This window comes from Kribbella sp. NPDC059898, from assembly GCF_042730855.1.
Lineage (GTDB): Bacteria > Actinomycetota > Actinomycetes > Propionibacteriales > Kribbellaceae > Kribbella.
Map to the genome: position 1 here is coordinate 118938 of NZ_JBHWKR010000008.1, position 12029 is coordinate 130966.

General features: G+C 69.9%; 14 protein-coding genes. 5 read left to right on the forward strand and 9 right to left on the reverse strand.

The window, feature by feature from the left end; all coding sequences use genetic code 11:
* Positions 1–157: 157 nt before the first annotated feature.
* From ACFV9C_RS24825 to ACFV9C_RS24835, 3 genes are all read left to right on the forward strand, one after another.
* Positions 158–937 carry an isoprenyl transferase gene (locus ACFV9C_RS24825; RefSeq protein ID WP_380197153.1) on the forward strand — a complete coding sequence of 260 codons (780 nt, stop codon included), beginning with the start codon at positions 158–160 and terminating at the stop codon, positions 935–937.
* Between the two features lie 67 nt (positions 938–1004).
* The gene (locus tag ACFV9C_RS24830) at positions 1005–1205 is read left to right on the forward strand and encodes a hypothetical protein (RefSeq protein ID WP_380197155.1); all 201 of its coding nucleotides are present in this window, start codon (positions 1005–1007) and stop codon (positions 1203–1205) included.
* A gap of 54 nt (positions 1206–1259) precedes the next feature.
* The gene (locus ACFV9C_RS24835; protein ID WP_380197156.1) at positions 1260–2147 is read left to right on the forward strand and encodes a hypothetical protein; all 888 of its coding nucleotides are present in this window, start codon (positions 1260–1262) and stop codon (positions 2145–2147) included.
* Between the two features lie 11 nt (positions 2148–2158).
* On the opposite strand, the gene ACFV9C_RS24840 is transcribed toward ACFV9C_RS24835, so the two are convergent.
* The 4 genes from ACFV9C_RS24840 to ACFV9C_RS24855 all read right to left on the reverse strand — a co-directional run bounded on the left by ACFV9C_RS24840 (position 2159) and on the right by ACFV9C_RS24855 (position 5791).
* Positions 2159–2800 carry a response regulator gene (locus ACFV9C_RS24840; RefSeq protein WP_380197158.1) on the reverse strand — a complete coding sequence of 214 codons (642 nt, stop codon included), beginning with the start codon at positions 2798–2800 and terminating at the stop codon, positions 2159–2161.
* Positions 2797–4005 (reverse strand): sensor histidine kinase, encoded by a 1209-nt coding sequence (locus ACFV9C_RS24845; protein ID WP_380197160.1) that lies wholly within the window; start codon positions 4003–4005, stop codon positions 2797–2799. The genes ACFV9C_RS24840 and ACFV9C_RS24845 overlap by 4 nt, the downstream gene beginning before the upstream one ends.
* Before the next feature lie 98 nt (positions 4006–4103).
* Positions 4104–4913 (reverse strand): ABC transporter permease, encoded by an 810-nt coding sequence (locus ACFV9C_RS24850; RefSeq protein ID WP_380197162.1) that lies wholly within the window; start codon positions 4911–4913, stop codon positions 4104–4106.
* Positions 4910–5791, reverse strand: a complete 882-nt coding sequence (locus tag ACFV9C_RS24855; protein WP_380197164.1) for an ABC transporter ATP-binding protein — start codon at positions 5789–5791, stop codon at positions 4910–4912. Before ACFV9C_RS24855 ends, ACFV9C_RS24850 begins: the two co-directional genes overlap by 4 nt.
* Positions 5792–6028: 237 nt before the next feature.
* Here ACFV9C_RS24855 and ACFV9C_RS24860 point away from each other — a divergent pair, with 237 nt between their 5' ends.
* Positions 6029–7123 carry an S-(hydroxymethyl)mycothiol dehydrogenase gene (locus ACFV9C_RS24860; protein ID WP_380197166.1) on the forward strand — a complete coding sequence of 365 codons (1095 nt, stop codon included), beginning with the start codon at positions 6029–6031 and terminating at the stop codon, positions 7121–7123.
* On the opposite strand, the gene ACFV9C_RS24865 is transcribed toward ACFV9C_RS24860, so the two are convergent.
* Positions 7074–8444 carry an MFS transporter gene (locus ACFV9C_RS24865; protein WP_380197168.1) on the reverse strand — a complete coding sequence of 457 codons (1371 nt, stop codon included), beginning with the start codon at positions 8442–8444 and terminating at the stop codon, positions 7074–7076. The genes ACFV9C_RS24860 and ACFV9C_RS24865 overlap by 50 nt on opposite strands.
* 121 nt (positions 8445–8565) lie before the next feature.
* Between ACFV9C_RS24865 and ACFV9C_RS24870 the strand changes: the two genes are divergently transcribed.
* Positions 8566–9507: a sigma-70 family RNA polymerase sigma factor gene (locus ACFV9C_RS24870; protein WP_380197170.1), complete on the forward strand. Its 942-nt coding sequence runs from the start codon at positions 8566–8568 to the stop codon at positions 9505–9507.
* Here the strand turns inward: ACFV9C_RS24870 and ACFV9C_RS24875 are convergent.
* From ACFV9C_RS24875 to ACFV9C_RS24890, 4 genes are all read right to left on the reverse strand, one after another.
* Entirely contained in the window at positions 9493–9987 is a 495-nt protein-coding gene (locus ACFV9C_RS24875; protein WP_380197172.1) for a GNAT family N-acetyltransferase, read from the reverse strand. The two genes, ACFV9C_RS24870 and ACFV9C_RS24875, sit on opposite strands and share 15 nt — an antisense overlap.
* A gap of 83 nt (positions 9988–10070) precedes the next feature.
* The gene (locus tag ACFV9C_RS24880; protein WP_380197174.1) at positions 10071–11045 is read right to left on the reverse strand and encodes an aldo/keto reductase; all 975 of its coding nucleotides are present in this window, start codon (positions 11043–11045) and stop codon (positions 10071–10073) included.
* A 63-nt stretch (positions 11046–11108) separates the two neighbouring features.
* The gene (locus ACFV9C_RS24885) at positions 11109–11555 is read right to left on the reverse strand and encodes a MerR family transcriptional regulator (protein ID WP_380197176.1); all 447 of its coding nucleotides are present in this window, start codon (positions 11553–11555) and stop codon (positions 11109–11111) included.
* 50 nt (positions 11556–11605) lie between these two features.
* Entirely contained in the window at positions 11606–11998 is a 393-nt protein-coding gene (locus ACFV9C_RS24890) for a Fur family transcriptional regulator (protein ID WP_380197178.1), read from the reverse strand.
* Positions 11999–12029: the final 31 nt, after the last annotated feature.

The following is a 12029-nucleotide window of genomic DNA, read 5'->3' on the forward strand; positions in this document are numbered from 1 at the left end:
ACAGGTTGCAGGTTGTTGCAGGGGGGATGGGAGACTGCGGGTTATGTCGCCTATTGGTCGTCGTCGGGGTCGTGGGTCGGAGTCTCGGGGGTCGGGGATTCGGGGGGCCGGGGGGTCGAGGGAGCGGTCGGGGGAGAGGCTGGGGGAGAGGAAGGTTGTGGTGGCGCCGGAGGGGCATCATTCGGGGGCTCGGCCGCCGGTTGTGCCCAGGGAACTGGTGCCTCGGCATGTGGCGATCGTGATGGATGGGAACGGGCGGTGGGCCAAGCAGCGGGGGCTGGCGCGGACCGAGGGGCACCGGGCGGGCGAGGCTTCGTTACTGGATGTGATCAAGGGCGGGATCGAGATTGGGGTGAAGTACATCTCGGCGTACGCGTTCTCGACCGAGAACTGGGCGCGTTCGCCGGAGGAGGTCCGGTTCCTGATGGGGTTCAACCGCGAGGTCATCCACCGGCGGCGGGACGAGCTGGACGCGATGGGGGTGCGGGTGGTGTGGTCGGGGCGGCGGCCGCGGTTGTGGAAGAGCGTGATCGACGAGCTCGAGTACGCGCAGGAGCGGACCAAGGACAACGACACGATCACGCTGCAGTTCTGTGTGAACTACGGCGGCCGCGCGGAGATCGCGGACGCGATGCGGTCGATCGCGCGGGACGTTGCCGAGGGCAAGCTCAAGCCGGACCGGATCACCGAGCAGACGATCGCCCGGCACCTGTACGCGCCGGACATCCCCGAGGTCGACCTGTTCGTCCGGTCGTCGGGGGAGCAGCGGACCAGCAACTTCCTGGTGTGGCAGCTGGCGTACGCCGAGATGGTGTTCCTGGACACGCTCTGGCCGGACTTCGACCGGCGGGACCTGTGGCGGGCGATCGAGATCTACGCGCGGCGCGACCGGCGGTACGGCGGCGCCGTACCGAACGAGGTCACACAGGACCAGTAGGGAACCGGTCGCGGGTTCGTCCGCGTCTACCGTCGTTGGAGCAATCACCGACGACGGGAGCTGGAACGTGCCGGAGCGCGAGACACCGCGGCAGGCGGCGGAGCGGGAGCTGCTCGCCGTACGTGAGGAGGTCCGTCAGCTGGCGGAGAACATGCGGGCCAGACTGGCGGACGACGACGGTACGGCGGCTGAGCCGGAGGAGCTGGACGTGCAGCGTACGGAGTGGTTGCCGGCAGACGGGTCCGCGCAGCAGGACGGCCGGCACTGAGCGGACCTGTTGGGTGGCAGGGTGCGCAGTGACGCGCGTAGAGGAGAGCTGATCGTGGACAAGGACGAGGTTGCCGGGCGTACGGCGCAGATCGTGCGGGCGCTCACGGAGGCCGATGCCGCGCTCCGGCAGGCGCTGAGCGATCCGGAGTTCGATCAGCAGCTGGGGCGGGCGGTGACCGCGGTCGATCGGGTGTACGAGTCGGCCGCCGAGGTTGCGCGGTTCGAGCAGCCGGGTGGCGGGGAGGTCGACCGGCGGCTGGTGCACGCGCAGCAGGAAACGCAGCGGCAGGTCGACCGGATCGCGTCGAACCTCGGGCACCTGAGGCGCAGCCTGGAGGCTACCCATGATTCGGGGCAGCCGCGCGGCACGCTCGCCGTACTTCAGGACAGTCGCGCGAAGCTGCGGACCGCGATGGAGAACGTTGAGGCGCTGGGCGGTTCGGGGCAGGAGAAGTCGCCGGTCGGGGCGCTTGGCAAGCACGTGGAGAAGGTCAAGCAGATCGTCGAGGGCGCCGCGGCGGACGTTCAGCGTGTGGCGGACCGGTTGGAGGACGCCCGGAGGGGCGCGTCGAGATTCGGTGAGGGGCTGCCGCGGCTCGGGAGCGGCGAGGTCGCGCGGACCATTCGGTCGAAGAGCGAGCAGATGGGGACGTCGCTGGCGAGCGCGCGGCAGGGGATGACCCGGGTGCGGACGGCGATCGGGCAGAACGAGAAGCCGGTCGATGCGGCGGTGGAGGCAGCGCCTGGGTTGGTCGAGAAGATCACGGCCGAGGCGGAGAAGCCGGCGGCGGGCTTGGACCCGGAGCTGGCGAAGAGCATGCAGGCGGCGACGAACCCGACGCCGCAGAGTCAGCAGGCGGGCGAGCAGGTGTCGTACCAGGAGCCCGCCCCGGCCTCGAGGCTGCAGCTGAGCCGCCCCGACACGGGCGTCCAGCTGTAACAGCCCAGTGGTCAGCGGCCGGGGGAGGGGAGCAGGCCGCGTTCGATGGCGACGGTGACGGCGCGGGTGCGGTCGTCGACGTCGAGTTTGGCGAACAGGCGTTGGAGGTGGGTCTTCACCGTTGCTTCGCCGATGAACAGTTCGCGGCCGATCTCGGCGTTGCTGAGCCCGCGGGCGACGGCGGCGAGTACTTCGAGTTCGCGGGGTGACGGTTGCGCCGCCGCGGGCGCGGCCGGCGTACGGAGGCGGGACATCAGGCGGGCCGCGACCGGTGGCGCGAGGACCGTTTCGCCGCGGGCGGCGGCGCGGATGCCGTTCAGGAGTTCGGCGTGCGGGGTGTCCTTGAGCAGGTACCCGGCGGCGCCGGCCTCGACCGCGTGCAGGATGTCGGTGTCGGTGTCGTACGTCGTCAGCACCAGCACCCGCGTCGACGGGTACGTAGACACGATCGCCCCGGTCGCGGCGACCCCGTCCATCCGGGGCATCCGCAGGTCCATCAGTACGACGTCGGGCTTGGTCGACTCGACCAGCGCCAGCGCCTCGGAACCGTCGCCGGCCTCGCCGACCACCGTGATGTCCTCGGTCACCGACAGCATGCCGGACAGCCCGGACCGCACCACCGGGTGGTCGTCGACCACCAGAACCCGAATCACACATCCTCCTGCACTGCTGGGATCAGAACCTGGACGCGCGTGCCGTGGCCGGGCGCGCTGTCGATCTGGACGGTACCGCCCGATTCCTCGACCCGGCCGCGCATCGCGTTCAGGCCGAAGCCGGTCGACGCGACGCCGGGGGAGAACCCGGACCCGTCGTCCTGGATCTCGATCCAGACGCCGCCGCCGGACAACCCGAGCGTGATCAGCACCTGCGTCGCGGCCGCGTGCTTGCGGACGTTGGCGAGCGCCTCCTGCGCCGACCGCAACAGCACCACCTGCTGCGCCTGCGGCAGCGCCGCGACCTCGTCGTCGGGGAGGTCAAGCGAGACCCGTACGTCGACCCCGGTCTCGGCGGCGAACCGTTCCGCCTGCCGCCGCAGTACCTCGGTCAAGGTCGCCTCCGACAACGCGACCGGCGTGAACGCCGCCACCAGCGCCCGCGCCTCGGCGAGGTTCTCCCGGGCGGTGTCCTCGATCGCGGCGAGCCGAGCCGCCACACCGGCGCCGCCTTGGGAAAGCTCGGCCGCGGCAGCCTGGCTCAGCATCACGATCGAGGTCATCCCCTGCGCGAGCGTGTCGTGGATCTCCCGCGCCATCCGCTCCCGCTCGGCCATCACGCCGGCGCTGTGGTGCGCCTCGGCGAGCTCGTCGCGGGCGGACTCGAGCTGCTCGATCAGCTCCGCCCGCTGCTGACTCTGCGTGATCACCTTCTCGATCCAGATCCCGAACAGCAGGCTGACCACGAGGCTGACCAGCATCCACGGCAGGATCTCCCAGAACGCGCTCCAGCCCCACCCGGCGCTCCACAGTTGCGCCGCGCCGACGGCGACCACGAGCAGCACGCTCAGCCCGATGCCTTCGCGCAGGTCCTCGCAGAGCAGCCAGATCTGCGCGGACGCGATGAACATCAGGAACACCGACTGCGGGTAGATCCCGATCAGTGTCGCGAGGCAGGCGATCAGCAGCAGCCGATAGGTGTACGACGGAAGCCGCCGGCGGGACCGGATCGCCGGCAGGCCGATGAACCGGTACGCCGCCCCGAGCACCACGACCGTACCGACGTAGACCGACTGCCGCACGGTGCCGAGGTGACCGAGGAACGACAGCGCGAGCGTCATCCCGAGCAGCACCCAGAACACGATGTGCCAGCCGACCAGCGCCCGGGTCCAGACCGGCTGCCCGGCGCCGCGTGAGTTCTGCACGGACCCTATCTTCCTCCACACGAGGATCCACAGACGAGGCCCGCTCCACACCGGCGTAGCGGGCTCCTCGGCAGCACGCCGCGCGGGGAGCCCGTCCATCAGCCGGCGTCCCGCCGGGTCCAGCGGAACAGCCGCTGGGCGAGGAAGAGGCCGACGACCAGCCAGACCGTGAGTACGATCGCGCCGGTGCCGAGCTGCCAGGACCCGCCCGGCTCGTGCACCTCGAACCCGTCCGGGAGGAACACCGACCGCATGCCCTGCGCGAGCCACTTCAGCGGGAACACCGATGCCACGGTCCGCATCCACGACGGCAGGCTGCTGTAGACGAAGTACACACCGGACATGAACTGCAGCAGCAGGACCACCGGGGTGACGACGGCGGACGCGGCCCGGCCGGACTTCGGTACGACGGAGAACGCGATCCCGAGCACCGACCCGGACGCCGTACCGAGGACGAAGATCCACAGGAAGTTCAGCCACTTGGCGGGCGAGGTGGGAATGTCGACGCCGAGCGCGAGGCCGGCGATCGCGAGCAGCAGCGCGAACTGCAGGATCGAGGTGATCAGGACCATGCCGATCTTGCCGATGAAGTACGACTGCGGCGACATCGGCGTACCGCGGAGCCGCTTGAGGACGTCCTGGTCGCGCTCGATCGCGATCGCGATGGCGAGCGACTGGAAGCTGGTCAGGAAGATGCCGGAGGCAATCATCCCGGGGGTGAAGTAGGTCGCGGCGGTGACCCCGCCGGAGAAGTCGGTGCCGCTGAACACGGCGGAGAAGATGCCGAGGAAGATGATCGGGAAGAAGAAGGTGAAGATCAGCTGCTCGCGTTCGCGGAAGAACTCCTTCACCTCGATCCCGGTGCGGGACAGCCCGACCTTCAGCGGGGACGGCAGCGCGGCACTCACTTGAGAGCTCCTTCCAGTTCCGGAGCGGCGGCGGCCGACCCGATGAGTTCCAGGTAGATGTCTTCGAGGCTCGGCCGGCGTACTTCCAGTTCCGGTACTTCCGCGCCGCCGTACTCCGCCATCAGTCGCGCGACCTCGGCGGTCGGCTGGTCCGTGCGTACTTCGTGCTGACCGTCCGCGGCCAGCCAGGAGACGCGTGCGGTGCGGGCGCCGCGGCCGCCGAGGGTCTCTGGAGTCGCGATCTCGATCATCTTGCCGTCGGCGATCACGCCGACCCGGTCGGCCAGGTGCTCGGCCTCGTCCAGGTAGTGGGTGGTGAGGAGGACCGTGGTGCCCTCGGTGCGGAGCTCCTCGATCAGCGTCCAGAACTGACGCCGCGCCTCCGGGTCGAACCCGGTGGTCGGCTCGTCCAGGAACAGCAGCTCCGGGTTGCCGATCACGCCGAGCGCGACGTCCAGCCGGCGGCGCTGGCCGCCGGACAGGCTGCGGACCCGGGCCTTGCGCTTCTCCTCCAGGCCGACCGCGGCGATCACCTGTTCGGGGTCGCGCGGGTTCGGGTAGTAGCCGGCGAAGTGCGTGACCATCTCGGCGACCGACAGCACGGCCTCGTCCCGGGTGGTCTGGGCGACGATCCCGATCCGGGACCGCCAGACCCGGTCGGCGTGTGCCGGGTCCGACCCCAGCACGCTGATCTCTCCGGCGTCGGCGTGGCGATACCCCTCCAGAATCTCCACGGTCGTCGTCTTACCGGCCCCGTTCGGGCCGAGCAGGGCGAACACCTCGCCCCGGTGGATGTCCAGATCGACACCGTCGACCGCGACCTTGTCCGGGTACCGCTTGACCAGGCCGCGCACCCTCACTGCGTTGTCGTTCTCCATACCTCAACTCTCGCGCCAGGCCATGGGTCCCCGGGAGCACCGCCCGGCGGACCCGCTGTCCCCCGACTGGTGGACAGGAGGGGTAAGAAGGACAGGAGGTAGTGGTGTCCACCGGGCTCTCGCCAGCTAGCTGCAGGCGTGGCGGGCGGTATACGTAGACGACTACGTCCTGTCGTTCTTTACGCCACGCCCGGGAGGGGCTGACGGGGCGGTGGGATGGCGGTTAGGTTCGGGCGTATGGCTCAGACGGTGCGTGGTGTGGTGGCGGCGGGCAAGGGTGCGCCGGTGTCGATCGAGGAGATCACGATTCCGGACCCCGGTCCCGGTGAAGCGGTCGTGAAGGTGCAGGCCTGCGGGGTCTGCCACACGGACCTGCACTACCGGGAGGGCGGGATCAACGACGAGTTCCCGTTCCTGCTCGGGCACGAGGCGGCGGGGATCGTGGAGGCGGTCGGCGACGGCGTCACCGACGTACAGCCGGGTGACTTCGTCGTACTGAACTGGCGGGCGGTCTGCGGGAACTGCCGCGCCTGCCTGCGCGGCCGGCCCTGGTACTGCTTCAACACCCACAATGCCCAGCAGAAGATGACGCTGAACGACGGCACCGAGCTGAGCCCGGCGCTCGGCATCGGGGCGTTCGCGGAGAAGACCCTGGTCGCGGCCGGGCAGTGCACGAAGGTCGACCCGGCGGCGAAGCCCGAGGTGGCGGGGCTGCTCGGATGTGGCGTGATGGCCGGCCTCGGCGCCGCGCTCAACACCGGCAACGTCGGCCGCGGCGACACGGTCGCGGTGATCGGTGCCGGCGGCGTCGGTGCGGCGGCCGTGGTCGGCGCGCGTCTTGCCGGAGCGGCGAAGGTGATCGCGCTGGACCTCGACGACCGCAAGCTCGGCACCGCGAAGGAACTCGGCGCCACCCACACGATCAACTCCACGGGCCTCGACCACGACGGTGTCGTCGAGGCGGTGCAGGAGCTGACCGGCGGGTTCGGCGCGGACGTCGTGATCGACGCGGTCGGTCGCCCGGAGACCTGGAAGCAGGCGTTCTACGCCCGCGACCTGGCCGGTACGGTCGTCCTGGTCGGCGTACCGACGCCCGAGATGCGGCTCGAGATGCCGTTGCTGGACTTCTTCGGCCGCGGCGGCGCGCTGAAGTCCAGCTGGTACGGCGACTGCCTGCCGAGCCGCGACTTCCCGATGCTGATCGACCTGCACCTGCAGGGCCGGCTGCCGCTGGACCGGTTCGTGTCGGAGACGATCGCGCTGGAGGACGTCGAGGACGCGTTCACGAAGATGCACCACGGCGACGTACTGCGGTCGGTCGTACTGTTCTAGCCAGGAACGCGGCGGCGACGATGCCGGTCGCCGCCGTCAGCGCGACGGCCCAATGCGTCACCGGGAACGAGCGCGTCGACAGGTACACCGTGCCGAAGATCGTGACGCCGCCGACCTGGCCGAGCTGCATCACGGTGGTGAGGATTCCGCTCGCGTCCGCGGCGCGGGGCAGCGGCACGTTCACCAGCGACTGGGTGACGAGCGGGCTCGCGGACAACCCCATGCCCGCGCCCGCCAGCACCATCGCGAGCCACAGGAACGACCCGACACCCGCGTACCCGACCGCGCACAGCAAAAGGCCGGTCGGTACGACGAGGTGGTGCAGCCGGGCCGGGACCGTCCGCCAGAAGTATCCGACCAGCCCGAAGGTGACGGCGAACGGGAGCCAGGTCAGCCCGGCCCGCATCGCCGACTCGCCGAGCTCGGTCTGCAGGTGCAGCGTGAACGCGAACAGGAACCCGCCGAGCGCCAGCACCGTGAACACCATCGTCACCAGCCCGGCCGGCAACCCGCGGGCCCGCAGCACGTCGAGGTCGAGCAGCGGGTCCGCAGTACGGCGCTCGTACCGGACGAAGACCACCGCGAGCACGACCCCGGCGGCGATGCAGCCGAAGGTCCACAACGGCCACCCGATCTCGTGACCGACCACCGCCGGCAGCACCACCAGCAGTACGGCGCAGGTCGACAACGCCAGCCCGGTCAGGTCGAGGCGCCGCGCCGACGCGGGGCGGTCCGCCGGCACCGCACGGGGAACCAGGATCGCCAGGCAGATCCCGACCGGGACGTTGACCAGGAACACCGGGCGCCAGCCGGAGCCGAGGAGGTTCGCGCCGACCAGCAGGCCGCCCGCGATCAGCCCGGCGACCTGGCCGGCGGACAGCGTCACGCCGTACGCCGACAACGCCTTCGCGCGGGCCGGTCCGGTGAAGTGGGCCTGGATCAGGCTGATGATCTGCGGCACCATGATCGCCGCGGCGACGCCCTGGACGAACCGGAACAGCACCAGCGGCAGGATCGCCGGCGCCAGGCCGCAGCCGAGCGAGGCGAGCGTGAACAGGATCGCGCCGGTCAGGTAGATCCGGCGGCGGCCGTACAGGTCGCCCAGCCGGGCGCCGGTGATCAGCGTCATCGCGTACGCGACCAGGTAGCCGCCGACAACCAGCTGCAGCCAGGCGCCGGAGGCGTGGAAGCCGGCGCCGACGGCCGGCATCGCGACGTTCACGATGGACGTGTCGAGCAGGGCCATGAACTGGCCGAGCAGCAGGACGGCGAGCATCAGCCCACGACGGGTTGCCACGGGACGGTCGATCAGTGCGGTCATCAGGTTTTCTCCCTCGTCTGCACGGGACGTCGGGATATACCTGGCAGGTCCGCCGGATTCATCGGTGCTGGACCGATGATTTTGGTGAGGTCGCGCAGTACATACCTGCAGGAGGCTGACGATGGACCGTGACGATTTCGACCGGATGACCGAGCCGCACCGGCACGAGCTGCTGGTGCACTGCTACCGCATGGTGGGATCCATCCACGACGCGGAAGACCTCGTGCAGGAGACTCTGCTGCGGGCATGGCGGGCCGCGGACACGTACGACGAGCAGCGGGCGTCGATGAGGACGTGGCTCTACCGGATCGCGACCAACGCCTGCCTGACCGCTCTGAAGGGGAAGGGCCGTCGCGCGTTGCCGTCGGGGCTGGTGAGTGTGACCGAGGACGCGCAGGCGCCGATCGAGCTGTCGACGGACGTGGCGTGGCTGCAGCCGTTCCCGACCGACCCGGCGGCGGCGATGGTCGCGCAGGGGAGTCTGCGGCTGGCCCTGATCGCCGCGATGCAGTACCTCCCGGCCCGGCAGCGGGCGGTCCTGGTACTGCGGGACGTCCTCGACTGGCCGGTCGCGGACATCGCCGAGGCCCTCGAGACGACGTCCGCGAGCGTGAACAGCGCGCTGCAGCGGGCGCGGGCCAAGCTCGCCGAGATCGACATCACCGAGGACGACGTCGACGAGCCCGACGACCGCGAGATCAAGTCCGTCATCGACGACTACATCCGCGCGTTCGAGGCCGCCGACGTCAGCGGCCTGACCCGGCTGCTCACCGACCGGGTCGTCCTCGAGATGCCGCCGGCCCCGCTCTGGTACGTCGGCCGCGACGCGTACGGCGAGTTCATGGCCCGCGTGTACGCGATGCGCGGCCCTGCCTGGCGACTGCTGCCGACGGTCGCCAACGACCAGCCGGCCATCGGCGCCTACGTGCGCGGGGGCGACGGGCGGTTCCACGCGCACAGCCTGCAGGTGTTCACCGTCGCCAAGGCCGGCATCACGCACAACGTGGTCTTCTTCGACCAGGAGCTGTTCGAGTACTTCGGGTTGCCGCTAGACCTTGAATGAGATCCACAGGTCCGGTGTCGCGTCGGGGTTGCCGCGGATCGGGCGCTCCTCCTGCGTCCACACGTCCCCGGAGACCTCGGTCGCGACCCGCTGCCAGAACCGGACCGCTTTCTCGTTGTTGCCCTGGAACGCGACGTCGCACGGACCGGGGTGATGCGACAACACCTCCTGTACCGCCTGCAGCCCGTACCCGCGGCGCCTGGCCGGACGGACCATGAAGAACGCGTTCAGTACGTGCACCGGCTGCTGCAGCGCCCGCATGAAACAGAACCCGATCGGTACGTCGCCCAGCGAGATCAGGTACCCGGCCCACTCCGGGTCACCAGTGAGCACCTTCTCCAGCCACTCGGTGCGGTAGCTGCCGTCGGGCCGTGGCAGCTGGCCCTGGAACTCGGACAGGTCGTGGCGGAACATCAGCCACAGTCGCTCCATCAGGATGCGGTCGGACGCCTGCACACGGCGTACCACCAGGTCGGACATACGTCTCCTCACAAAGGGATACAGAACGCAGAAAAGCCTTCCGCCGGAAGAGTCCGGTAGGAAGGCTTACTGCGCACAGTTTATCAGCTCTGCGGTGCGGTCTGCCCGGCGACCCAGGTCATGTCGGCGTACCGGGTGCCGACCGGGGCCAACTTCGACAGTGCCTCAAGGTCGGCCGCGGAGAGCTCGACGTCGACGGCGGCCCAGTTCTCCTCGAGGTACTTGCGCCGCTTCGTCCCCGGGATCGGCGCCACGTCGTTGCCCTGCGCAAGCACCCAGGCGAGCGCGATCTGCCCCGGCGTCGCGTCGTACCGGGCCGCGACCGCGCGGATCTGTTCGACCAGCTTGAGGTTGGCGTCGAGGTTGTCCGCGGCGAACCGCGGCAGGGTACGGCGGAAGTCGTCGGCGGCGAGCTCCGTCGGCAGCGCGCCGGTGAGCATGCCCCGGCCCAGCGGCGAGTACGGAACCACCCCGATGCCGAGCTCCCGCAGTACCGGCCGCACCGTCTCCTCGATGTCCCGGCTGAACAGCGACCACTCCGACTGGACGGCGGTGATCGGGTGTACGGCGTGCGCCCGCCGGATCGTCTCCGCGGACGCCTCGGACAGCCCGAGGTACCGGACCTTCCCGGCCTGGACGAGTTCCGCCATCGCGCCGACGGTCTCCTCGACCGGTACGGCGGGGTCCATCCGGTGCTGGTAGTACAGGTCGACGTGGTCGACGCCCAGCCGCTGCAGGGACGCGTCGATCGCCGACCTGACGTACTCCGGCGAGCCGTTGATGCCGCGCACCGCGGGGTTCCGCGGGTCGCCGGTGATGCCGAACTTGGTGGCCAGGAACACCTCGTCGCGGCGGTCCGCGATCGCCTGGCCGACGAGTTCCTCGTTGGCGCCGAAGCCGTACATGTCGGCGGTGTCGAGGAACGTGACGCCGAGGTCGAGCGCGCGGTGCAGAGTGGCGATCGACTCGTTGTCGTCGGCGGCGCCGTACGCGAAGCTCATGCCCATACAGCCGAGTCCGAGCCGGCTGACCTCGGCGCCTTGGCTACCCAGTTTCATCTGTTTTCTCCCATCACAAGCCGGCCGAGCCGTGCGTGACGGTCGGCTGAATCCAGTTGGTGTTTACGGTGCGGCGGTGCCGCCGTACGCGGCGATCTTGTAGTCGGTGACCGCGAGGGCGAGCTGCAGGTCCTTGAGCTGCCGCTGGATGCGTTCGCGGTGTTCCTGCATCAGGACGAGCCGCTGCGGAGCGGTGTGGTCGCCCTCGACCACCAGCTCCAGGTAGTGGCCGATCGCGCCGATCGACATCCCGGAGGCGCGCAGCCGGCTGACGAACACGATCCGCGACATCGCCCGCCGGTCGTAGCTGCGGTACCCGGCGGCGTCCCGGCGTACGTCGACCAGACCGATGCGTTCGTAGTACCGCAACGTGTGGGCGGTCAGCCCGGTGAGCTCGGCGGCCTCGGCGATCGACAGGTCGTCGGGCAGATCGTCCGGCAGCTCCAGCAGGCAGAGCAGGTCGGGATCCACCGGCTCCAGCTCGGGTGCGTGCAGTTCGATCGTGGTCATGTCTCAGACCGTACGCCTTGGAGTGCACTCAAAGGCAAAGGTGACCTGCGTCACTTGCCGGCGCAGTCGGCGCAGGTGCCGAAGATCTCCAGGGTGTGGCTGATGTCGGTGTAGCCGTGTTCGGCGGCGACCTTGTCGGCCCAGCGTTCGACGGCCGGGCCCTCGACCTCGACCGTGCGGCCGCAGTTGCGGCAGACCAGGTGGTGGTGATGGCCCTTCGAGCAGCGCCGGTACGCCGTTTCGCCGTCGGCGGTACGCAGTACGTCGACCTCGCGGGAGTCCGCGAGCGCCTGCAGGGTGCGGTAGACGGTGGTCAGGCCGACGGCCTCACCGGCCGACCGGAGCTCCAGGTGGATCTCCTGGGCGGTCCGGAATTCGTCGATCTGGTCGAGCGCGTGCGCGACCGCCGCGCGCTGACGGGTCGAGCGTGTTCCGATAGCCACCGTTCCTCCTGTCATCTCCCTGTCGCCGGCA

Coding starts and splice junctions, on each gene's coding strand:
- ACFV9C_RS24855 (WP_380197164.1), bottom strand. CDS start 5,791: ATGGAGAACGACAACGCAGTGAGGGTGCGCGGCCTGGTCAAGCGGTAC.
- ACFV9C_RS24860 (WP_380197166.1), top strand. CDS start 6,029: ATGGCTCAGACGGTGCGTGGTGTGGTGGCGGCGGGCAAGGGTGCGCCG.
- ACFV9C_RS24865 (WP_380197168.1), bottom strand. CDS start 8,444: ATGACCGCACTGATCGACCGTCCCGTGGCAACCCGTCGTGGGCTGATG.
- ACFV9C_RS24870 (WP_380197170.1), top strand. CDS start 8,566: ATGGACCGTGACGATTTCGACCGGATGACCGAGCCGCACCGGCACGAG.
- ACFV9C_RS24875 (WP_380197172.1), bottom strand. CDS start 9,987: ATGTCCGACCTGGTGGTACGCCGTGTGCAGGCGTCCGACCGCATCCTG.
- ACFV9C_RS24880 (WP_380197174.1), bottom strand. CDS start 11,045: ATGAAACTGGGTAGCCAAGGCGCCGAGGTCAGCCGGCTCGGACTCGGC.
- ACFV9C_RS24885 (WP_380197176.1), bottom strand. CDS start 11,555: ATGACCACGATCGAACTGCACGCACCCGAGCTGGAGCCGGTGGATCCC.